Source organism: Dysosmobacter sp. (assembly GCF_052306735.1).
In the GTDB taxonomy this organism is placed as follows: Bacteria; Bacillota; Clostridia; order Oscillospirales; family Oscillospiraceae; genus Oscillibacter.
The window spans coordinates 1-20592 of the sequence record NZ_DAWBAJ010000023.1 but is presented as its reverse complement, the minus strand read 5'-3'; the positions used below and the strand labels follow the sequence as shown (position 1 = coordinate 20592).

Sequence of the window (20592 nt, the reverse complement as noted above, 5' to 3'; positions counted from 1 at the left end):
CGAGGCGTCAATGACTGCGCGGAGCCCGCAGATATTGCGGGCTCCGCGTTTTTTACAAAGGAGACGGTATGAAACAAAGATTATTAGCAGCGATGCTGGCCTGCTTGCTGCTCTCCGGCTGCGGGGCGGTGCGCACGGAGCCGGTGGATCAGGAGTCCGCACCCACCGATGAGCCGGTCATTGCCTATGTCCCCCTGGACGACCGACCGGATAACGTGGAACGGGCGGTGTATCTGGCGGACTCCCTGGGCTATGAGCTGGCTATGCCGGAAGCGGACGACTACCGCACCCGGCTGCAGGATCAGCCCCTCAATGAAAACGGCACCCAGTACGGCGACCGGGCGGATCTCTATGAGTGGGTGTTGGCCCAGGAGGCGGCGGGCTGTGACCGCTATATCCTCTCCCTGGATCAGCTGCTCTCCGGCGGACTGGTGAACTCCCGGTCCTTGTGGGAGTCAGAGCCCGTCACCCTCTCCGACGGCACCACGTTAACGGAGGAGGCCCTGCTGGACAACCTGCTGGCGGCTCTGGCGGCGGATGCGGACAACCAGGTCTGGCTGCTGGAGAGTGTCATGCGCCTGGCCCCCACGGTGGGATATGACCACTGGGATCTGGAGGGTTATAACGCCCTGCGCTCCTATGGTATGGCAGGGCGTCCGGTTCTGGAGGGAGAGAAGTTGACCATCTCCAACATTGAAGCGGACTACCGTCTTGGCTCCGGCGGCACAGTGCTGGCACTGTCGGAATTCGGCTTGGAGGAGTGGGAAGTGGCGGAGTATCTCTCCGCCCGAACCCGGAAGCTGAGCCTCTCGGATCAGATGCTGGAGACGGTGTCCCGGCCCGGATATGAGAATTTCCACGTTCTCATCGGCATTGACGACTCCTCCGTGGAGGACAGTATCCAGAAAAACGAAATTGCCTATCTGCGCAGCCTCCTGCGGGAGGGGGATGCCCTCCTCTCCGGGGTGGATGACCTGGCCTTCAAGGCCATTGCCCGGCTGTATTTGGATGAGATCGGCTGGCAGGGGGTGAATGTGAGTGTGCGCTATTACGGCGGCACGGAGGACCAGCCTGCCTGCGATTATGACTATCAGCCCCTGACCACCATTATGGAGGAGCATTTTGACTTCTTCGGCCTGACAGAGGCGGATCCGGGAGCGGAAGAACTGCGGATCTTGGTGTTGACCCAGCCTGCCGATGAGGCGCAGAAGGCGGCGTATTATGAGGCGCTGATCGCAGATCTCAACGACTGTCGGAAAGCCGGAATGCCCGTGGTCCTCATTGACGCCGGAAACGGCACATACGGTACCGCGTTCCACGATGCGCTGACGGAGGAGACGGAGCTTGGGTGGCTTTTGAGCTACGCGGGCTTTTTGGATATGGCCATCGTCACCGGCACAGCCCTCAGCCACGGCGTGGCCCGATACGCGTTCCTCCATCATGGAGAGCAGACGGAAGCCACGGAGCGGGCCTTTGCCCGGACGCTGGCGGACAGTATCCTGAAGGACTTCTGCTATAAGAATGTGGTGCGGGAGGAGCTCATCGCCTATATCCGCAATGATCTTGGGGGAAATCCCGACAATTTCTGGCAGCCCGCTATCGATCTGGAAGCGGTGCAGTCCCGGCTGGAGAGCGGCATGGACGCCGCTACAGCGGATGTGGTGGAGAACTTGGAGCACAGCAACTTTATCTCTAACCTGGAGTCCTATACCGAGCGGGGCTGGGGCGGCGTGGAGCTGACCAACTACCGCTTCCCCTGGGATCGGGCTTTTGAAATTGGGATGGACATTCGCCTGGGGGAGTTTACGCAGCCCCATGAAAAGATCCTGGGGTTTTACTATCAGTGAGGCCACCCCTTTGATTCGGCACATAAAAAAGCCCCGGAGCCTATGGCTCCGGGGCTTTTTGAAAGGCTTACAGCTGCTTGACCGTGTAGTAAACAGCCAGGGCAAAGGCTACGATGGCCAGGGCCCAGATGGCATAGTAGGCAACGGTGGTGCTCACCAGAGCTGCCGCCATGGCGGCAGCGGAAAGACCGCAGGCCACATAAACGGGCAGTACATCCGCGTCCACAGGCAGAACCCGCAGTTTTCCGATCAGGCCGCTGTTTTTGTCCGCCTGATGGGCCATGAAGGCCATAGCCGCCAACAGGATGATATAGATAACGGCCAGAACCTTGACCGTGGTGCCCAGATACATGCTGTTCATTTCCCGGCGGCAGATCCACAGCAGGATCAAAGAGGCGCCCAGAATGGTCAGCGACCAGGCACACTCCCGGTCATAGAGGCTCCACAGGATCCCCAGCAGCATCACCACGGGGACGATCACGCACAAAAGCGTAACGGCGGCAGCCACATAGGCTCGGATCAGGTAGTTGGCCACAGCCAGGAACACACCGGCAGCCAGAACGCCCCAGCCAATAGCACGCCGCTTGGGCAGCTTATGCCACACAGCAGAGAGAATGGCGCCAAGAACGGCCACTCCGATGCCCACATACAGAAGATAGTTGAGGTAGCTGTCCCAGGCAACCACCTGCTCCAGCGTTCCGTTGATATAGAACCGGCGGACTACCAGCAGATAGAGCTCTGCCACGCAGCCGCACAGAAAAAACTTCATTGCGCTGGTCATAGGCTCGTCCCGCTTGACGGGCTTGGCCTTGCTGTTTGGATTCTTGCCCATTTATAACAACCTCCAGGGTATTTTAATTGGGAATTACACGGCAAATGCACTGATATCTGCCGACACATTGAAGTAGTATAGCAGATTTCAAACGATTTTGCAAGTCATTCACACTGGTTTTTGCGGGGGGTGGGGCGAAAAGGTGTACTTCCAGATTATAGACTGTAAAATTTCGGGAGAAGTTCCCATTGAAAGGAAAATTTTCGCAATTTTACAGCAGGGGATTGGCTGTTGAGATATGTGCACATTCATGGTATACTCAATCAATCGGAATTTTCTGCAAAACAGCGGGGGAATATTATGAAATCAAAGCGTTTGATGGCCATGTTGATGGCAGCGGCGGCAGCCGCGGCCCTCTCCGGCTGCGGCACGCTCATCAGCCCGGACGAGGCGGAGGAGAGCGTGCAGGTGTTCGCCATGGATACCGTGATGATCTGCAGTACCTACGGGGAAAACAGCTCCGACGCGGCTTTTGCGTCGGAGGATGAGATCTACCGGCTGGAGGCGCTGCTCTCCCGGACTCGGGAGGATAGCGCCGTCTCCCGCATCAACAGCGGAGATGCCGCAGCCGCGGATGAGGAGGTGCGGGCTCTTATTGAAAAGGCCATGGAGTACAGCCAGGCCACCGGCGGCGCCTTTGACATCACCTTGGCGCCGGTATCCTCCGCCTGGGGCTTTACAGAGGATGCCTACCGGGTGCCCTCTCAAGCGGAGCTGGATGAACTGCTGACCCATGTGGGCATGGAACATGTGCATCTGACGGCGGACGGCGTGGAACTGGATGCGGGCACCCAGATCGATTTGGGCGCCATTGCCAAGGGATATGCCTCCGACGTGGTGGCTGACCTGTATGAAAAGTGGGACATCCCCCGGGGCCTGGCCCGGCTGGGCGGCAACATCTACGCCAAGGGCACCCGGCCCGACGGCGGCCTCTGGCGGGTGGGCGTACAGGATCCCGCCAACCCGGAGGACAGCAATGCCCTGGTGGGAGTGCTGGAGCTTTCGGATGCCTTTGCCGTCACCTCCGGCGGCTATCAGCGGTACTTTGAAGACAACGGGAAAACGTATCACCATATTATCGATCCTGCTACCGGATACCCCGCGGAGAGCGGACTGACCTCCGTCACCGTGGTGTCGGACCGGGCCTCCGGCGGCGGCACCATGTGCGACGCCTTTTCCACGGCGCTGTTCGTCATGGGGGAGGAAAAGGCCCTGGACTTCTGGCGTACCGGCGGATATGACTTTGACCTGGTGCTGGTGACGCAGGACGGACGGGTGCTGGTGACGGAGGGCATCGCCGACGCATTTACCCTGGATGAAGGGAGCGGATATACCTGTGAAACGGTCTCCTGAGCTGCGTCCCCGGGTTTGGGACGCCCTGGTGGCAGCCGTGGTGGTGGCGCTGGCCATCGCCTGCGCCGCTGTGTTCTGGAGCGGCGGCGGAGAGGGCGGCCTCACAGCGGTGATCTCTGTGGACGGGGAGGAGCAGGAGCGGGTGGATCTCTCGGCCCTGGCGGAACCGGAGGAGCGGGTGCTCCAGGCGGGAGGCTACACGCTGCATCTGGAGCTGACCCGGGAGGGGGCCTGCATGGTGTCCTCCGACTGTCCTACCCAGGACTGCGTTCATACCGGTACTATCACCCGCTCAGGCCAGAGCATCGTGTGCCTGCCGGCCCGGGTATCTGTGGTACTCACCGGCGGGGCGGACAGCGGCGTGGATGCCGTGATCGGATGAGGAGGAGACCATGAAGCTTACCACCCGGGAACTGACGCTGTGCGCGGTACTCACCGCCCTGGCGCTGGCCCTTTCCTATATGGAGAATTTTATCCCCCTGTCTGCCGCCATCCCCCTGCCGGGGATCAAGCTGGGCCTTGCCAACATCGTGACCCTCTTTGCCCTCTACGCCCTGGGAGCCAGGCAGGCTCTCATGATCCTGACGGCCCGGTGCATCCTGGGATCGCTGTTTGCCGGAAACCTCAACGCCCTGATTTTTTCCCTGATGGGAGGCGTTACCGCCATGCTGGTGATGATCCTGCTCTCCCATGTGCGGAGACTGTCCGTTTACGGCGTATCCGTGGGTGGTGCCGCAGCCCACAACTGCGGCCAGGTGGCGGCGGCGATCCTGACTCTGGGCAACACCGCGCCCCTTTATTATCTGCCGGTTTTGCTGGGCGTATCGATTTTCAGCGGAGCGCTGACGGGATTGATCGCCGTGTGCTTGTTCCGGGCGCTGGCCCATACAGAGCTGATGAAAGGATGAGATGCCATGGATCGCGATGAGCGCAGGAGAAAAGATCAGATCATCTCCGAACAGATGGAGGTGATCCGAACCATGGCGGAGCACAATCTCCGCCGCATGGGGATGGATTTCTGGGGAACACCGGCCCCGGCAGCTCCCACGCCGTCCAAATCGTCTGCTCCGGAGAACGATGCCCGGGAGATGGAAAAATCCCAGGCAGTCCGCCCTCCCAAACAGGAGGAAGAGCAGGCGGCACCGGAAAAGCTGGAGGATCTGCTCTCGGAGCTGGATGGTTACACCGGCTTGCAGGCGGTAAAGCGGGAGGTGCACGACCTCATTGACCTGGCAAAGGTGGAGGCCCTGCGCCGGGAGCATGGATTGCCCACTGCTGATCTGAGCCTGCATATGGTGTTCTCCGGCAGCCCAGGCACCGGCAAGACCACCATCGCCCGGCTGATGGCCCGGATTTACCACACCCTGGGCATCCTCTCCAAGGGGCAGCTGGTGGAGGTAGACCGCAGCGGCCTGGTGGCAGGCTACGTGGGTCAGACCGCCATCAAGACGAAAAAAGTGGTGGACGCCGCCCTGGGGGGCGTGCTGTTCATCGACGAGGCCTATGCTCTCAACGGAGGCGGAGAAAACGATTTCGGCCAGGAGGCCATCGACACCATTCTCAAGGCCATGGAGGACCACCGGGATGACCTGGTGGTGATCGTGGCGGGATATGAGGAGCTGATGGAGCGGTTCATCCACTCCAATCCGGGACTGGAATCCCGGTTCAACCGCTTTTTGCACTTTGCGGACTACACCGCCCCGGAACTGCTGGAGATTTTGGAGCGCCAGTGCAAAAAGGCATGCTACCAGCTCTCTCCTGAGGCCCGAGAGGCGGCGGAGCGTCTGCTGGCGGAAGCGGCCCGGGATCCGGCGGCCTTCGGCAACGCCCGGGGCGTACGGAATCTGTTTGAACGGATCCTGGTGTGTCAGGCCAACCGCATTGCCAAGCTGGATCACGTGGAAAAAGAGGATCTGATGGGGATTACTGCCGCCGATGTGGAAGCAGCGGCAGTGCCCCGGGAGGGAAAGGCCTGAGCGTGCCGGTTTTGGGCAGAGATTGAAAAAGGAGGGGACTGTCAGGGGACAGTCTCCTCCTTTTTGGCAGATGGGCCTCCCAGATCCCACAGGTATTTGACGATCACATAGCCTACCGCCAGCAGCACGGCGCAGAACCAGTACACCAGATCCGTCTCCGCGGAGCCGATGGAGGGGGAGGGGATGCTCTGATCCGTGGCCAGGTAGTCCGCAGAGTCCAGAAGATTTCCCTGGGTATCGTAGAGGTAGATGGAGGGGAAGAAGTCCCGGTCCGTCTTGTAGACGTGGAAGAAGCGGGAGGCAGTGACATCCCCCTCTGCCATGACGGTCTCCGGCTGGTTCTCCACCGGCGCTACCATATAATGAGCTACTTCCGGCGGACAGTCCACGGCGTAGACCACACGGATGTTCCGGTCTTTCAAAGCGGTGCTCCGGATCACGCCCCCTGCATGGTAAGAGGCGGAGAGAGGCTGCCAGCCGCCCAGCAGCCCGCGGCGGAACTGGATCTGGCCCACAAGGCCGTCAATCTCCGTGTCGGTAAAAACCAGGATGCGGCGGTCGCCTATGGTTTCGTCAAACACCACCTCCGGGTGGAGGACGGCTCTAAGGCTGGAGGTGTCCTCCGGTTCCGCGGAGGCGTACTCCACGATGGCGTCCACCTTTTGCTGCGGTGTGTGCAGAGACCAGAAGTCTCCTTTATACAAAAGCCAGGTCAAAAGAAGAAACATGGCGCCCAGGAGCACAGCGGCAATCCGGGCGGGAGATCTGTGCATGGCCGGCCCTCCTCTCTATCGATGTTGTTCATTTTATCATACAACACCGGAGGGAAAAACCACACGGGGAAATTTTGCAGAGCGGTCTAATCCGCTATGTCATAGAGTGACGAGAGAGTCAGCCAGGTCTGGGAGAAGGGGCGCATGAGATTCCAGAAGCCCGCTCCCAGCAACCCGTATTCCGAGATGAGCGACAGCTTGGCGGAAAGGCTTCGGGCGTCCTCAAACCATACGGCATGGACGGTGCCGTCCTCCGCCGTATAATAAAAGTAGGGGGATTGGGCGGAGTCGTCAAACTGGATGGCGATGCGGTAGCGCAGGGCCAGATCGATGCCCTCCTGATTGGAGATGGAGCGGGCCCGGGTGACGCCCTGAACAAAGGGCAGCGGCCAGTCATACCCGTAGTTGGGGACGCCCAGCAAAATCTTTTCCCGGGGGATCTCCGTAACGGCGTAGTCCAGCACCGCCCGGACATTGGGCAGCGGTGCCACCGCCATAGGGGGGCCGGCGGTGTAGCCCCACTCATAGGTCATCAGCAGCACCCCGTCCACCGCCGCGCCCACGGCACCGTAGCTGTGGCCTTCATACAGAAGGCCGGGCTGCTCAGCAAAGGTCTTGGGAGCCAGGGCCGCCCAGAGGAACACGCCCCGGGGGGAGAGCAGCTGCCGCAGCTCTGCCAGGAATCCCGCGTAGGCCCCCGCCAGATCTCCGGGCAGGTACTCAAAGTCCACATCTACGCCTGCGTAGCCCTTGGCTTCCAGCACCGCCAGCAGCTCCGCCGTCAGGCGGCGGCGGACGGCTTCGTCCGTCAGCACCAGAGCGCCCCGCTGGGTGTCGAACTGGCCGTCCTCCGTCAGCGTGGACAGGTGCAGCACGGTGTGCACTCCCCGGTCTTCCGCTGCCCTGCGCAGGGCCTGGTCCTCCAGGGGTACCAGCCCTCCCTCTGCCGTGATACCGTAGGTAAAGGGCGAGAGGCAGGATAGGAAGGGCAGCTGTTGGGCCAGCAGGGTTTCGGCGATGAAGGGATAGGCGTAGCCGTTGAAAACGCCGCTGCGGTCAGGCTGCGTCTCATAGGAGATCACCAGCTGCTGTCCGGGTGTCAGAGCCCACTGGCCGCCAAGGGACCAGTTGTTCTGCCAGAGCTTGCGGACCGTGACGCCATAGGCGGAGGCGATTGCTTGCAGCGTTTCTCCGGGCTGCACCGTATGTACCAGCGCGGGAAAACGAACCACCAGCGTCTGTCCTACCGCCAGGGCACCGGAGGACGGCACACTGTTGTCGGATGCCAGGCGGACTGGATCCACTCCGTAGATTTCCGCGATGGAGGCAACGCTTTCTCCAGAGCGCACCACATGGATCGTCATGCGGAACATTCCTCCTTTCCTGCAAACGTATGCAGGGGGAATCGTCCCATATGACAAAAAGAATCCCCTCCTTTGGGAGGGGATTTTATGAAAAAAGCGCCCCGAAAGGGGCGAAAAGAGAACCATTGGAAATGTCTGCGAGGAAGGACGAAAATCTGCTTGCCTTTTCCCCTATGTTAAGGTACCATAAAAATAGCTATTTGAGAATGTCCAGTTTGTATGAGCGGATATGCGGGAGCGGAATGACCTGCCCCCCGGAGGAAGGTACATGAACATCAAGAAATATGAGGCGTTTGTCCGCGCGGTGGAGCTGGGAAGCCTCTCCAAGGCGGCGGAGGAGTTGGGCTACACCCAGTCCGGCATCAGTCACATGATGCAGTCGCTGGAGGAAGAGGTGGGATTTCCCCTGATGACCCGGACTTCCTCCGGCATCATGCCCAATACAGAGGGGGAGATGCTGCTGCCTACCATCCGGCACCTGCTGAGCACCAATGAATCGTTGGAGCAGTACATTTCCAAAATCAAGGGGGCGGACACCGGCCGCATCCGCATTGCGGCGTTCCCCAGTGTAGCCACTTACTGGCTGCCGGACATCCTCCGGGAGTTTCAGCAGGACTATCCCCATGTGGAGATCCAGATCAAGGAGGATGGCTGCGACGTCATCGACACCATGATGGAAAACCGGGAGGCAGACCTGTGCATTTACGCAGGAGGAGAGGATCACAATTTTGAGTGGATTCCCCTGTACCGGGATCAGCTGCTGGCGATTTTCCCAAAAGACCACCCCTTGGCAAAGAAAGCGGAGATCCCCCTGGATGCCCTGATGGCGGAGCAGTTTATCCTGCCCTTGGCCAGCTATGACCACGAGGTGCACCATATCCTGAAAAAGCTGCCGCAATATCCCCACATCCGCTTCACTGCCTGCACGGATTACGCCATCATCTCCATGGTGACGGTGGGACTGGGGGTGTCCATTTTGCCGGAGCTGCTGCTGCGCCATTACAAAAACGACACGGTGGCTGTTCCCCTGGCCCCCGCCCAGTACCGCATGCTGGGCATGGGCGTACCCCAGGCGCGCATGGCTTCGCCGGTGACGCAGAATTTCATGCGGTATGTGAAAGACTATGTGGCCCGGCTGGGACAGAAGTAAGCTCCGGCGGTTCGGAGTTTGAAGAGAGAGGGAGGCGGAAGCGATGTTTGTGCTGTTTTTCCTGCTGTGGATCCTGATGGCGGGAGAACTTTCCATGCACACCTGCCTGTGGGGGCTGGCCGCCTCGGCGCTGATGACGTGGTTTTGCCGCAAGGTGCTGGATTACCGGTGGAAGCTGGGCCGCAAAAGTATCGGGAGCGTGTGGGCCTTTTTGCGGTATATCTGCTATCTGGTGGCGGAGATGCTCAAAGCGGGCTTTGTGGTGATGCGGCTCATCTACACCCGGGGACGGAACATGCGGCCTGTGCTGGTGTATTTTGATACGTCCCTCCGGTCTGACCGGCTGCGGGCCCTGCTGGCCAATTCCATCACGCTGACAGCCGGCACCATCACGGTGGCGGCGGAGGACGGGCGCTTCTGCGTCCACGCCCTGGACGCCTCTTTGGCGGAGGGTATCGAGAAGAGCGTATTCCAGGAAAAGCTTGAGAAGCTGGAGGAGCAGGTATGACAAGGGTGACAGACGCGGCCCTCTCCGGGGCGGCGGTGCTGCTGGCATTGCTGATTCTGGCGGCACTGGTGCGGGCTGTACGGGGCCCCCGCTTTACAGACCGCATCATCGCGGTGAATGTGGTGGGCACGCTGGTAGTGGCGGAGCTGGCCATCCTGGCGGTACGGCTGCGGGAGGATTTTTTGGTGGATGTGGCGCTGGTATACGCCCTGCTGAACTTTTTGACGGTAGTGGTGGTGTCCCGGCTGGTGCTCAGCCGCCGCGCCCGGCATCAAAACAGACGGGAACTGTCCCGGCAGGGGGGAAAACGGCATGGTACATAATGTGTTGTGTGTAATTGGCCTGGTTTTTCTGGCCTTCGGCGTATTTGTGTTCTTCTCCGCCGTGCTGGGCCTGTTCCGATTGGACTACGTGCTCAACCGCATGCACGCGGCCGCCGTGGGAGACGCCCTGGGGATCTTCTGCATCCTCATCGGTTTGATTTTTCTCCACGGCTGGACGCTGTCGGCTGCCAAGACACTGCTGATTTTCCTCTTTTTGTGGCTGACCAGCCCTGTGGCCAGCCATCTCATCGCGGAGATGGAGGTTTCTACCATCTCCGACATTGAAAAGGAATGTGAGGTGGAGGAGCGATGATCGTCCTGCAGTATATTTTGCTGGTGGGCATCCTGGTCTGCGCTATCGCGGCGCCGCTGTGCCGGCGGCTTTTGAACACCGTCATCGTCTACACGGCCCTCTCCTTGCAGATGGCGGTGCTGTGGAGCCTTTTGCAGACACCGGACCTGGCCATTACCGAGGCCGCTGTGGGCGCGGGCGTCACCAGCATCCTCTTTTTCCTGACTTTGAAGAAGATCCATGCGTTGAAGGATGACAAGCATGCGTAAGGAAGACAACAAGCAGTCCTGGCGTCAGCGCCTTGTAATCTGGGTGGATGGGGAACGGGAGCCCAAGGACCGCTCCCTCTTTGTGATGGAGCGCCACCCCCATCGCTTCAGCCGTCCCACGGATCAGGAGTTTGAGACCCGGGAGAAGCGGCGGCTGAAGAATTTTTTCAACTGGTATCCCATTGCGGCGGCGGGGATCTGTGTGGCGCTGGTGGCCATTATGCTGCTGGCGGTGCTGGAGATGCCTAAGTTCGGTGAGGCGGACAATCCCACCAACAACGAGGTTTCCGAGCACTATCTGGAATACGGCGAGGAGGAGACCGGCGCATCCAACGCCGTTACCGCCATGATCATCAGCTACCGGGGCTTTGATACCCTGGGAGAGAGCTGCGTGCTGTTTTTGGCAGTGACCAGCGTCATGATGCTGCTGCTGCGGGACAAAAAGAACACCGATGAGCGGGATCTGGAGCGGCTGGCCCGGGAGGATGCCGTGCTGGAGCAGCACGGGGATGTGATCTTGCGTCAGGCGGGTCTGATCCTGACGCCCTTCATCTTTCTCTTTGCTATCTATGTGCTGCTCAACGGCGAGGTTTCACCGGGAGGCGGCTTTTCCGGCGGTGCCATTCTGGGGGCAGGGCTGATCCTCTTTTCCTGCGCTTTCGGCCCCCGGCGGGTCCGGATCATCATGAACCGCCAGATTTACAGTGCCGCCCGCACCTTTTGCTTGGTGCTCTACGCCCTTTTGTACGGCGCCTATATCTTCATCGGCGCCAACGGCCTGCCCAATTATCTGGAGGGCATGATTTTGCTGATCGACATGGCGGTGGGACTGGTGGTGGCCTGCACGGTGTACGGGTTCTACGCCCTGTTTGCGAGAGGAGAGATCTGATGCTGGATACCATTTTGCAAAACCGGTTCGCCGTGGTGGCCGTGCTGCTCTTCGGCATCGGATTTATGAATCTGCTGCTCCAGCAGAACCTGGTGAAAAAGGTCATCGGCTTCAACATCATGGATTCCGCCGTGTTTTTGCTGCTGGCCTCCCTGGGCTATATCGACGGCGGCATCGCCCCCATTGTGGGAGACCGGGGCTTTGATCCCCTGTATATCAACCCCATTCCCAGCGGCCTGGTACTGACAGGCATTGTGGTGTCTGTGAGCATCACGGCCTTTTCCCTGGCCCTGATCCAGCGGATCTACCGGCAGTATGGCACGGTGGTGCTGCGGGATCTGCTGGAACAGAGCAGGAAGGAGGAGGAGTGATGCGCCCCTTTGCGGAAAACCTCCCCTTTGTGTGTATCTTCCTGGCAATTTTGACGGGGATCCTGTGCGGAGCCTTTTCTGACGGGCGCAAGACCTACCGGCTGACGGTGGCTGTGTGCGCAGTGATCGCCGTCCTCTCCGGCGTGGTTCTGATCTATACCGTGGAAAACCAGCTGAGCTTTACATACACCATGGGCCGGTTCATCGCCCCCTACGGCAACGCCATCAAGTGCGGCCCCTGGCAGGCGCTGCTGGCCACCGTGTTCGCCGCGGTGATGGCCCTGTCTCTGGCAGGGGGGAAGCGGGATCTTTTCCACGACGTGCTGCCGGAGAAGCTGCGCTTTTACTGCACCATGGTGAACCTGCTGACGGCGTCTCTTTTGTCCCTGGTGTATACCAATGACGTTTTCACCGGGTACGTCTTTATCGAGATCAGCACCATCGCCGCCTGTGCCCTGGTAATGGCCAAGGACAACGGCCCCAATCTGGTGGCCACCATCCGCTATCTTTTCATGAGCCTGTTGGGCTCGGGGCTCTATCTCATCGGGCTGACTCTCCTCAACAGCATTACCGGATATCTCCTGATGCCGTCGCTTTCTGAGGAGATTGCAGAGCTGACGGCTTCCGGCGCTTATCATACGCCTCTGCTGATATCCGTGGGCCTCATCGTGGGGGGCCTTGGCATCAAAAGCGCCATGTTCCCCTTCCACCTGTGGCTGCCGGATGCCCACGGCGGCGCGACCACGGCGTCCTCCGCCATTTTGTCCGGCCTGGTGCTCAAGGGATATATCGCCCTTCTCATGACCATGGTGGTGCGGGTGTTCTCCGTGGAGCTGACGGCCAGTCTGGGCGTGAGCAACATCCTGCTGCTCTTCGGTGTGCTGGGCATGATCTTCGGTTCCCTGGGGGCTATGCGGGAGCACCACATCAAACGGATGCTGGCTTACTCCTCCGTGGCGCAGATCGGCTATATCTTCATGGGCCTGGGACTGGGTACCTTGGCGGGCGTGGTGGCTTCCTGCTTCCATATCCTGGTCCATGCCTGCTGCAAGCCGCTGCTTTTTGCCTGCGCGGGACGGCTCAGCGCCGTCAGCGGCCACCACAAGAGCCTCAAAAACCTGCGGGGCAGCGCGTACCGGGATATCGTGGCCGGTGCGGGCTTTACCGTAGGCGCCCTGTCCATGATCGGCATCCCCCTTTTCGGAGGCTTCGTCTCCAAGCTGTACTTTGCCAACGCGGCCCTGCCTACGGGGAAGACGGCACTGATCCTGCTGACCATCGCCCTTTCCACGGTGCTCAATGCCCTGTACTATGTGCCGGCCCTGCTGGCCATCTGGGTCAAGCCGCCCGAGGAGGATGAGCGGCAGATCCTGGCGGACATCCAGCCGTCGGAGACGGCCTTTGACCACTCCTTTACTGCCGCGGCCCTGATTTTGATGGCGGGTATTTTCGTCCTGGGAATCTTCTACCATCCCATTACCGCCGTGATTGAAACCGGTGTGAGACTCATTTGATCGGAGAGAACATCCATGCTGCTGCTTGCACCCATTTTGCTGCCCCTGGTGGGGGGCATCTTCGTGTTCCGGCAAAAAACAGAATCTGTACGCAACCGGCTGACGTTGACCCTGGTGGCGGCTACGGCCCTTTTGGCCCTGGCGGTGTGCTGGATGCCCCAGCAGTCCCTGGAGCTGCTGACCATCCAGGGAGAGCTGCGGATGGCCCTTTGCAGCGATCAGCTGGCCAAGTTCTTTATGGTGCTGGTGGCCTGTATTTGGGCGCCGGTGCTGGTGTTTTCCTTCCCCTATATCCGCCATGCCGGCGGGGAACAGAGCTTCTTGGGCTTTTACACCATGGCTTTGGGGATCCTGATGGGGCTGGCGCTGTCCGCTAATTTCGTTACCTTCTATATGTTCTTTGAGCTCATGAGCCTGCTGACGGTGCCTTTGGTGCTCCACAACGCCACGGCAGCCTCCCGGCGGGCGGGCTTCAAGTACCTGGGCTACTCCGTCTTCGGCGCGGGCATGGCGCTGGCTGGCTACTTCTTCGTGGCCTACTATCTGGCAGTGCCGGACTTCGTGGCCGGAGGCGCCGTGGATCCCGTCCGGGCAGCGGAGCACCGGGAGCTGCTGCTGGTGGTGTACTGCCTGATGATCGTGGGCTTCGGCGCCAAGGCGGGCATGATGCCCATGCAGTCCTGGCTGCCGGCCGCCCATCCCGTGGCGCCGGCTCCGGCGTCGGCAGTCCTCTCCGGCGTCATTACCAAGGGCGGCGTCCTGGCAGTGATCCGGGTGACCTACTACATGTTCGGCGCGGATTTCCTCCGGGGCAGCTGGCCCATCATCGTGTTGATGGTTTTGGCTCTGTGCACGGTGTTCGTGGGGTCTATGCTGGCCTACCGGGATCACCAGTTCAAGCGGCGGCTGGCTTACTCCACGGTGAGCCAGGTCTCCTATGTGCTCTTCGGATTGCTGCTGCTGACACCGGCGGGAGTTCAGGCGGCCCTTTTGCAGATGGTGTTCCACGCGCTGGCCAAGGATACACTGTTCCTGGCGGCGGGCGCTGTGATCCTCTCCACCAACTATACCCGGGTGGATCAGCTGCGGGGCATTGGCAGGCGGATGCCAACCACCATGTGGTGCTTTACCTTGGCGGCACTGTCCCTGATCGGGATCCCTCCCCTGGCGGGCTTTGTCAGTAAGTGGTATCTGCTCAGCGCAGGGCTGGACAGCGGCAGCCTCTTTGCCATTGCGGGACTGGTGGTGCTGATGCTCTCGGCGGTGCTGACTGCCGGGTATCTGCTGCCCATTGTGACCCGGGGCTTTTTCCCCGGCCGGGACTTCATCGTGGAGCGCCGGGAGGTGGGGCCTCAGATGCTCTGGCCCATGATCGTTTTCGTAGCGGCGGCGCTGCTGCTGGGCCTGTTCCCCGGCGGACTGATGGAATGGCTGGGGGAACTGGCGGGAGGAATGTTCTGAACATGAAAAGAGAAGAGGTGTGCCCGTGTACCGGCTGTTGACTTTCCCCATATTGGCGCCTATCCTGCTGGGACTGGGCCTTTTGATCTGGCATCCCGTCAACCGCCGGGTGCGCAGCATCTATATCATGGCGGCGTGTCTGCTGACCTCCGCCCTGTCCTTTTTGTGCATCGTCCTGACATACCAGCATGGGGGAGATCTGCTGGCCTGCATCCTGGTGCGTTTTTCCGAGGCGTTCTCCATCTCCCTGCGGATCGACGGGGCATCCATGGTATACGGCGCTATCGTCTCCTGCCTGTGGCCTCTGGTGACGGTATATGCCCTGGACTACATGTCCCACGAGGGGCATGAGAGCCGCTTTTTCGCCTTCTGGCTCATGGCCTACGGCGTGGTGCTGGGTGTTGCATATTCCGAGGACTTTTTGTCCCTATATCTCTTTTATGAGCTGCTGACGCTGACGACGCTGCCCTTGGTGATGCACTCCATGGATGAAAAGGCACGGTATGCCGGGCGCAAATACGTGATCTACTCCCTTTCCGGCGCGGCCTTTGCCTTCATCGGGCTGGTGTTTTTGCTCAACTATGGCGTGGGGCATCTGAACTTCACCTATGGCGGTGTATTGGATCCCAATCTGGTGGTGGGGCAGGAGGACACACTGCTGCTGGTATTCACCGCAGCGTTTTTCGGCTTCGGCGTGAAAGCGGCCATCTTTCCCTTCCATGGCTGGCTGCCGGACGCCTCTGTGGCTCCTACCCCGGTGAGCGCCCTGCTCCACGCGGTGGCCGTAGTAAAGGCAGGCGCCTTTGCAGTGCTGCGGCTGATCTACTTCGGCTTCGGCGCGGATTTCCTCCACGGTACCTGGGCCCAGGCTGTGGTGATGACGGGAACCATCGTCACCATCGTCTACGGATCCGCCCGGGCGCTGCGTACCCCCCATCTGAAGCGGCGGCTGGCCTTTTCCACCGTCAGCAACCTCTCCTATATCCTCTTTGCCTTTACGCTGATGAGCCCCGCGGGCATGGTGGGCGGCATGACCCACATGGTTTATCATGCCTTTATCAAGATCACCATGTTCTGCTGCGCCGGCGCCATCATTCATTGCAGCGGCAAGGAGTATGTCTACGACCTGGAGGATTTTGGACGGGTGATGCCGGTGGTGTTCGGGGTATTTACCGTGGTGTCTTTCGGCCTGATCGGCGTGCCGCCCCTGGGCGGCTTCGCGGGAAAATGGATGATCTCCGAGGCGGCAGTGGCTTCCGGAAATACCCTGGCCTATGTGGGGATTGCGGCCTTGATCCTCTCCACGCTGCTGACAACCCTCTATCTCATTACCATTGTGGCCCGGGCGTACTTCCCCATTGGCGAGCTGGACACCGCCATGCTGGCTAAGGTGCATAATCCCGGCAGGACCATGACGGTGCCGCTGGTGATTTTAGCGGCGTCCGGTGTGGTGCTGGCGCTTTGCTCCAATCAGGTCATCGGCTTTTTGCAGCTGGTGAGCCGGGGTGTTGTGTAAGGGAGGCGAGTCATGGAACGGTTCTTGTTGATTTTTCTCATTCTGTTTCCCATGGCGGCGGCCTTTGCCGTACGGCCTCTGCGCAACCGCAGCCGCCAGGGACGCAACCTCTGGATCCAAATTGTACCCGCCGTGGAGCTCGCGGCAGCGCTCTGCCTGTTGTTGGTGCCTGGAGCAAGCGTGACGCTGCCCCATGTGTGCGGTATGGGCCTCACGTTGGAGGCGGGCTCCCTGCAGACGCTGCTGGCGCTGGTATCGGCCCTGCTGTGGTGCGCTACCGGCCTGGCCAGCCCATCCTATTTTGCCTCTGCAGAGGGGTGCAGCCGGTATTACTTTTTCTGGCTGCTGACGGAGGGGGCCCTCATGGGCGTGTTCCTGGCAGGGGATCTCTTTACCCTGTTCGTCTTTTTTGAGATGATGTCCATGGCCTCCTATGTGTGGGTGGCCCAGAACGAGACGGGAGAGGCTCTGCGGGCAGCGGAGACTTACCTGGCGGTGGCGGTGATCGGCGGTATGGTTCTGCTGGCGGGCATCCTGCTTTTGCAGCATCTTTTGGGAACACTGGCCCTGGATCAGCTGGCCGGGGCTGCGGCGGCTCTGCCGCCGGAAAAGCGGGGAGCGCTTTACGCTGCCGGAGGCTGCTGCCTGGTGGGCTTCGGCGCCAAAGCGGGCATGTATCCCCTGCACATCTGGCTGCCCAAGGCCCATCCGGTGGCGCCGGCGCCTGCTTCGGCCCTGCTGTCGGGTATCCTGACCAAGAGCGGTGTCTTCGGGGGTTTGATCATCTCCCGGTTTCTGCTGGCGGCGGATCTGCCTTGGAATACCGTGGTGCTGGCACTGGGCGTTGTGACCATGGTGCTGGGTGCGGTACTGGGTGTGTTCTCCGTGGATCTGAAACGGACCCTGGCCTGTTCTTCCATGTCCCAGATCGGGTTTATTCTGGTGGGCGTGGCCATGCAGGGGTTTTTGACCGGGGAGAATGCCCTGGCGGCCTGGGGCACGGTGCTGCACATGCTCAACCACTCCCTGATCAAGCTGGTGCTGTTTGTCTCTGCCGGTGTCATCTATGTGGGCACCCACTCCCTGAACCTGAACGACATCCGGGGCTGGGGCCGCAACAAGCCCTGGCTGAAAGCGGTCTTTTTCGCAGGGGCGGCCTCCATTGCAGGCGTTCCGGGCTTTTCCGGTTATGTCAGCAAGACGCTGCTCCACGAGAGCATTGTGGAGTATATCCACCTGCTGGAGCATGAGGGCGCTGCCGCCGGGATGTTCCAGGCGGTGGAGTGGCTGTTCCTGATCTCCGGCGGATTGACGGCGGCCTATATGACCAAGCTGTTTGTGGCTATCTTCGTCTCTCCCCGGGCTGTGGGGCAGAGGCCCGCTGTCCGGGAGTATATGTCCCTGGGAACTACGGGGGCGCTGACCTGCGGTGCCTTGGCACTGCTGGTGTTGGGTATTTTCCCCAATATTGCCATGGAGCCCATGGCCCGGTGGGCATCTGCGTTTTTACAGGCGGATCCCGGTCATGCAGTGCACTACTTCACCTGGGTCAATCTCAAGGGCGCTTGTATTTCCCTGGGCATCGGTGCGGCGGTCTATCTGCTGGTGGTGCGGGGGCTGCTGATGCGCCGGGAGAACGGAGAGGCGGTCTATGTGGATCGCTGGCCTTCCTGGCTGGATCTGGAAAATGGGGTCTACCGTCCCCTTCTGCGGGGGCTGGCCTTTGCAGGGGCACTGTGTGCCCGGATCGCCGCCTCTGCAGGAGATCTGGTGGTTTATCTGGGTGAGCGGATTCTCTTCACCCGGGCACCGGGGATCTTCGTCCCCAAGCATGACGAAAACTTCGGCAGCTACGGGCGCAAACCCCGGCGCTTTTTGGTGGAGGAGACCTTTTCCTTCGACCTGCTGCTGGCTGGTGTGGGGCTCATTGTCCTGCTGGTATATATTCTGCTTTGAGGACTGTGATCCGGGATTGACTTTCCTATTGTGAGCGTCTATGATAGGGAACTGGAAGTTAGCCTGCGGTAACTTTCGGTTCCCTATTTTGCTCTACCTGGAGGGATGCGATTGGATTTGTTTTGGGAGATCGTCTGCATCACGGCGGCTGCCGGTATGGGCGGGACAGGATTGGGCGGCGTGGTGTCCTGCCTGTTCCGAAAGGATTCCAGCCGGACGGTCAGCCTGCTGCTGAGTTTCGCTGCCGGCGTGATGACAGCGGTGGTATGTTTTGACCTGTTGGCGGAGGCGGTGGCTCCTGCGGGAACTGCGGACCACACCCATTTGCTGCTGGCGGCGGTAGGCGTGATGCTGGGATATGCCGTCATTTATCTGCTTAACGCCTGGATCGACCGGGATACCAACCATGAGGTGGCCCATATCGACCAGAGTCACCCCAAGACGGCAGATTCTCTGGAGGAATTGATCCACGCCGATCACTATCAGGTCCACGAGCAGGGAGGCCAGTCCCACGGCAGCCTCTTCCTGGCAGGACTGGTGATGGCGGCGGCCATTGCCTTACATAATGTGCCGGAGGGCATGGTTATCGGCGCGTCCTTTGCCACGTCCGCCCAGCAGCAGGTGCTCTCCCGGGGAGGCATCGTCATGGCGGTGGTGATCGGACTGCACAACGTGCCGGAGGGCATGGCCGTGGCTGTACCTTTGATTTCCGGCGGGATGCGAAAGAGCAAGGCTGCTGCCCTGACTGCGATTACGGGGGCGCCTACCGTGCTGGGTGCAATTTTGGGGTTCTATCTGGGAACAATGGGACCCTCCGCTCTGTCCTTGTCTTTGAGCTTTGCCTCCGGCGCGATGCTGTATGTGGTCTTCGGCGAGTTGATGCCGGAATCCATCCTGATGTGGCAGTCCAAGCTGCCGGCTTTGGCTACCGTGATCGGGATGCTGACAGGACTTGTCATTATCTATGCGTAAATACAGTAAGAAGGCTTCCCAAATCAGAGGGAAGCCTTCTTGCTGCATAGGGCGGAAAAAGGGAAGCCGCCGTGGAATTTATCCACGGCGGCTTCCCTTTATGAGAGATGAGTTTGAAAGGATTTTACTTCATGCTGGGGAGTCTGGCAGCGCGCTTCTTGCCGTAGATGATGATGGCGGCAACGTAAGCAACAGCAGCCACAACGCCCACCACGTAGGCAATGTTCCAGGGGATGTGGAAGCCGATCTGGGCGTTGGCGATGTAAGTGACAGTCACGAACGCATACCAGGCGCCGGGGATCAGGGGCATCCACACGAACTTGGCCTTGCCGTTCTCAAACATCCAGATGGAAATACCCAGGAAGGCGAACAGGGACAGGGTCTGGTTGGACCAGGCGAAGTAACGCCACAGGGTGTTGAAACCGGCGGGATCGCTCTTGGCGTACACCAGGATCACAGCCACCAGCGCGAAGATGATGGCGGAGAGGCCCAGGCGCTTGGCCTTGGAGCTCTGATCCAGATGGAAGGCGTCGGCGATGCCCAGACGCAGGGCACGCAGAGCCGTATCACCGGAGGTGATGGGCAGGACGATAACGCCCAGCAGAGCGATGACGCCGCCCGCATTGCCCAGGATGTTCTTGCAGACCACACCGATGGTACCGGTGGCCAGAGAGGCGTTGACCTCCTGCAGGCCCAGGTTGTAAACGCCCATGGCGCCGGCAGCCCAGATCATGGCGATGAAGCCTTCCAGGATCATCATGTTGTAGAAGGTCATGCGGCCCTGACGCTCGCTCTTCATGGTACGGGAGATGATAGCGGTCTGGGTGGAGTGGAAGCCGGAGAGGATGCCGCAGGCCACGGTGATGAAGAAGATGGGGATGAAGTGGTTGGCGTCGAAATACTGACCATAGCTGAAGGCTACTTCCTCGCCGGTAGCGGCATCCACAGCCCAAGCGTCAAACGCAACACCGTGCCAGTCGTCCCACAGGTTCAGCAGAGGATAGCCATGGATAAAGAGGCCGAAGAACACACCCACGGCAGAGAACAGGAGGATGGCGCCGAAGATGGGATAGATGCGGCCGATGATGGCATCGATGGGGAACACGGTGGCGATCAGATAATAGACAAAGATGACACCGTAAATGATCCAGGTGGTGGGATCCGTGGCCTTGCCGCTGAAGTTGAAGACCTGGGTGGCGGCGATGTCGCCGGGGGTGTAGATGAAC

General features: G+C 60.2%; 21 protein-coding genes. 17 read left to right on the top strand and 4 right to left on the bottom strand.

Annotation, left to right across the window (positions count from 1 at the left end; genetic code table 11):
• Nucleotides 1–68: 68 nt before the first annotated feature.
• On the top strand, nt 69–1847 hold the full coding sequence (locus ACT67G_RS07420; RefSeq protein WP_443663825.1) for a DUF4127 family protein: 1779 nt from the start codon (nt 69–71) through the stop codon (nt 1845–1847).
• A 67-nt stretch (nt 1848–1914) separates the two neighbouring features.
• On the opposite strand, the gene ACT67G_RS07415 is transcribed toward ACT67G_RS07420, so the two are convergent.
• The gene (locus ACT67G_RS07415) at nt 1915–2679 is read right to left on the bottom strand and encodes a hypothetical protein (protein ID WP_443663823.1); all 765 of its coding nucleotides are present in this window, start codon (nt 2677–2679) and stop codon (nt 1915–1917) included.
• Nucleotides 2680–2979: 300 nt separating this feature from the next.
• Here ACT67G_RS07415 and ACT67G_RS07410 point away from each other — a divergent pair, with 300 nt between their 5' ends.
• The 4 genes from ACT67G_RS07410 to ACT67G_RS07395 are packed head-to-tail and all read left to right on the top strand — an operon-like array spanning nt 2980 to nt 6008.
• On the top strand, nt 2980–4032 hold the full coding sequence (locus ACT67G_RS07410) for an FAD:protein FMN transferase (RefSeq protein ID WP_325246093.1): 1053 nt from the start codon (nt 2980–2982) through the stop codon (nt 4030–4032).
• Complete coding sequence (locus ACT67G_RS07405) at nt 4016–4414, top strand: NusG domain II-containing protein (RefSeq protein WP_326215626.1); 399 nt, start codon at nt 4016–4018, stop codon at nt 4412–4414. Before ACT67G_RS07410 ends, ACT67G_RS07405 begins: the two co-directional genes overlap by 17 nt.
• Nucleotides 4415–4424: 10 nt before the next feature.
• Nucleotides 4425–4940, top strand: a complete 516-nt coding sequence (locus ACT67G_RS07400) for a Gx transporter family protein (RefSeq protein WP_443663821.1) — start codon at nt 4425–4427, stop codon at nt 4938–4940.
• Between the two features lie 6 nt (nt 4941–4946).
• The gene (locus ACT67G_RS07395) at nt 4947–6008 is read left to right on the top strand and encodes an AAA family ATPase (protein ID WP_443663819.1); all 1062 of its coding nucleotides are present in this window, start codon (nt 4947–4949) and stop codon (nt 6006–6008) included.
• Between the two features lie 41 nt (nt 6009–6049).
• Here ACT67G_RS07395 and ACT67G_RS07390 read toward each other — a convergent pair whose 3' ends face one another.
• Both ACT67G_RS07390 and ACT67G_RS07385 read right to left on the bottom strand, forming a co-directional pair.
• Nucleotides 6050–6781 carry a hypothetical protein gene (locus tag ACT67G_RS07390; protein ID WP_325247646.1) on the bottom strand — a complete coding sequence of 244 codons (732 nt, stop codon included), beginning with the start codon at nt 6779–6781 and terminating at the stop codon, nt 6050–6052.
• Between the two features lie 86 nt (nt 6782–6867).
• Entirely contained in the window at nt 6868–8145 is a 1278-nt protein-coding gene (locus ACT67G_RS07385; protein ID WP_325247645.1) for a LysM peptidoglycan-binding domain-containing protein, read from the bottom strand.
• Nucleotides 8146–8413: 268 nt separating this feature from the next.
• On the opposite strand from ACT67G_RS07385, the gene ACT67G_RS07380 reads away from it, so the two are divergent.
• From ACT67G_RS07380 to ACT67G_RS07325, 12 genes are all read left to right on the top strand, one after another.
• Nucleotides 8414–9295, top strand: a complete 882-nt coding sequence (locus ACT67G_RS07380) for a LysR family transcriptional regulator (protein ID WP_325247644.1) — start codon at nt 8414–8416, stop codon at nt 9293–9295.
• A gap of 43 nt (nt 9296–9338) precedes the next feature.
• Nucleotides 9339–9803: a Na+/H+ antiporter subunit E gene (locus ACT67G_RS07375; protein ID WP_325247643.1), complete on the top strand. Its 465-nt coding sequence runs from the start codon at nt 9339–9341 to the stop codon at nt 9801–9803.
• Complete coding sequence (locus ACT67G_RS07370; RefSeq protein WP_325247642.1) at nt 9800–10126, top strand: monovalent cation/H+ antiporter complex subunit F; 327 nt, start codon at nt 9800–9802, stop codon at nt 10124–10126. The genes ACT67G_RS07375 and ACT67G_RS07370 overlap by 4 nt, the downstream gene beginning before the upstream one ends.
• The gene (gene mnhG / locus ACT67G_RS07365; protein WP_326215622.1) at nt 10116–10439 is read left to right on the top strand and encodes a monovalent cation/H(+) antiporter subunit G; all 324 of its coding nucleotides are present in this window, start codon (nt 10116–10118) and stop codon (nt 10437–10439) included. The genes ACT67G_RS07370 and mnhG overlap by 11 nt, the downstream gene beginning before the upstream one ends.
• The gene (locus ACT67G_RS07360; protein ID WP_325245306.1) at nt 10436–10687 is read left to right on the top strand and encodes a hydrogenase subunit MbhD domain-containing protein; all 252 of its coding nucleotides are present in this window, start codon (nt 10436–10438) and stop codon (nt 10685–10687) included. Before mnhG ends, ACT67G_RS07360 begins: the two co-directional genes overlap by 4 nt.
• Entirely contained in the window at nt 10680–11576 is an 897-nt protein-coding gene (mbhE, locus tag ACT67G_RS07355; protein WP_443663814.1) for a hydrogen gas-evolving membrane-bound hydrogenase subunit E, read from the top strand. Before ACT67G_RS07360 ends, mbhE begins: the two co-directional genes overlap by 8 nt.
• Entirely contained in the window at nt 11576–11947 is a 372-nt protein-coding gene (locus ACT67G_RS07350; RefSeq protein WP_443663813.1) for a sodium:proton antiporter, read from the top strand. Before mbhE ends, ACT67G_RS07350 begins: the two co-directional genes overlap by 1 nt.
• Nucleotides 11947–13461: a complex I subunit 5 family protein gene (locus ACT67G_RS07345; protein ID WP_443663812.1), complete on the top strand. Its 1515-nt coding sequence runs from the start codon at nt 11947–11949 to the stop codon at nt 13459–13461. The genes ACT67G_RS07350 and ACT67G_RS07345 overlap by 1 nt, the downstream gene beginning before the upstream one ends.
• A 15-nt stretch (nt 13462–13476) precedes the next feature.
• Nucleotides 13477–14922 carry a complex I subunit 5 family protein gene (locus ACT67G_RS07340; protein WP_443663810.1) on the top strand — a complete coding sequence of 482 codons (1446 nt, stop codon included), beginning with the start codon at nt 13477–13479 and terminating at the stop codon, nt 14920–14922.
• 25 nt (nt 14923–14947) lie between these two features.
• Nucleotides 14948–16438 (top strand): complex I subunit 5 family protein, encoded by a 1491-nt coding sequence (locus ACT67G_RS07335; protein WP_443663808.1) that lies wholly within the window; start codon nt 14948–14950, stop codon nt 16436–16438.
• Between the two features lie 12 nt (nt 16439–16450).
• The gene (locus ACT67G_RS07330) at nt 16451–18394 is read left to right on the top strand and encodes a complex I subunit 5 family protein (RefSeq protein WP_443663806.1); all 1944 of its coding nucleotides are present in this window, start codon (nt 16451–16453) and stop codon (nt 18392–18394) included.
• 111 nt (nt 18395–18505) lie between these two features.
• Nucleotides 18506–19366, top strand: coding sequence for a ZIP family metal transporter (locus ACT67G_RS07325; RefSeq protein ID WP_325245292.1), 861 nt, complete (start codon nt 18506–18508; stop codon nt 19364–19366).
• A gap of 124 nt (nt 19367–19490) precedes the next feature.
• On the opposite strand, the gene ACT67G_RS07320 is transcribed toward ACT67G_RS07325, so the two are convergent.
• A partial coding sequence (locus ACT67G_RS07320) for a carbon starvation CstA family protein (protein WP_443663804.1) occupies nt 19491–20592 on the bottom strand: 1102 nt, incomplete at its 5' end.

What these genes read in the sequence shown, in the direction of transcription:
- ACT67G_RS07420 (WP_443663825.1), top strand. Translation starts at nt 69, where the DNA reads ATGAAACAAAGATTATTAGCAGCGATGCTGGCCTGCTTGCTGCTCTCC.
- ACT67G_RS07415 (WP_443663823.1), bottom strand. Translation starts at nt 2,679, where the DNA reads ATGGGCAAGAATCCAAACAGCAAGGCCAAGCCCGTCAAGCGGGACGAG.
- ACT67G_RS07410 (WP_325246093.1), top strand. Translation starts at nt 2,980, where the DNA reads ATGAAATCAAAGCGTTTGATGGCCATGTTGATGGCAGCGGCGGCAGCC.
- ACT67G_RS07400 (WP_443663821.1), top strand. Translation starts at nt 4,425, where the DNA reads ATGAAGCTTACCACCCGGGAACTGACGCTGTGCGCGGTACTCACCGCC.
- ACT67G_RS07395 (WP_443663819.1), top strand. Translation starts at nt 4,947, where the DNA reads ATGGATCGCGATGAGCGCAGGAGAAAAGATCAGATCATCTCCGAACAG.
- ACT67G_RS07390 (WP_325247646.1), bottom strand. Translation starts at nt 6,781, where the DNA reads ATGCACAGATCTCCCGCCCGGATTGCCGCTGTGCTCCTGGGCGCCATG.
- ACT67G_RS07385 (WP_325247645.1), bottom strand. Translation starts at nt 8,145, where the DNA reads ATGACGATCCATGTGGTGCGCTCTGGAGAAAGCGTTGCCTCCATCGCG.
- ACT67G_RS07380 (WP_325247644.1), top strand. Translation starts at nt 8,414, where the DNA reads ATGAACATCAAGAAATATGAGGCGTTTGTCCGCGCGGTGGAGCTGGGA.
- ACT67G_RS07375 (WP_325247643.1), top strand. Translation starts at nt 9,339, where the DNA reads ATGTTTGTGCTGTTTTTCCTGCTGTGGATCCTGATGGCGGGAGAACTT.
- ACT67G_RS07370 (WP_325247642.1), top strand. Translation starts at nt 9,800, where the DNA reads ATGACAAGGGTGACAGACGCGGCCCTCTCCGGGGCGGCGGTGCTGCTG.
- mnhG (WP_326215622.1), top strand. Translation starts at nt 10,116, where the DNA reads ATGGTACATAATGTGTTGTGTGTAATTGGCCTGGTTTTTCTGGCCTTC.
- ACT67G_RS07360 (WP_325245306.1), top strand. Translation starts at nt 10,436, where the DNA reads ATGATCGTCCTGCAGTATATTTTGCTGGTGGGCATCCTGGTCTGCGCT.
- mbhE (WP_443663814.1), top strand. Translation starts at nt 10,680, where the DNA reads ATGCGTAAGGAAGACAACAAGCAGTCCTGGCGTCAGCGCCTTGTAATC.
- ACT67G_RS07350 (WP_443663813.1), top strand. Translation starts at nt 11,576, where the DNA reads ATGCTGGATACCATTTTGCAAAACCGGTTCGCCGTGGTGGCCGTGCTG.
- ACT67G_RS07345 (WP_443663812.1), top strand. Translation starts at nt 11,947, where the DNA reads ATGCGCCCCTTTGCGGAAAACCTCCCCTTTGTGTGTATCTTCCTGGCA.
- ACT67G_RS07340 (WP_443663810.1), top strand. Translation starts at nt 13,477, where the DNA reads ATGCTGCTGCTTGCACCCATTTTGCTGCCCCTGGTGGGGGGCATCTTC.
- ACT67G_RS07330 (WP_443663806.1), top strand. Translation starts at nt 16,451, where the DNA reads ATGGAACGGTTCTTGTTGATTTTTCTCATTCTGTTTCCCATGGCGGCG.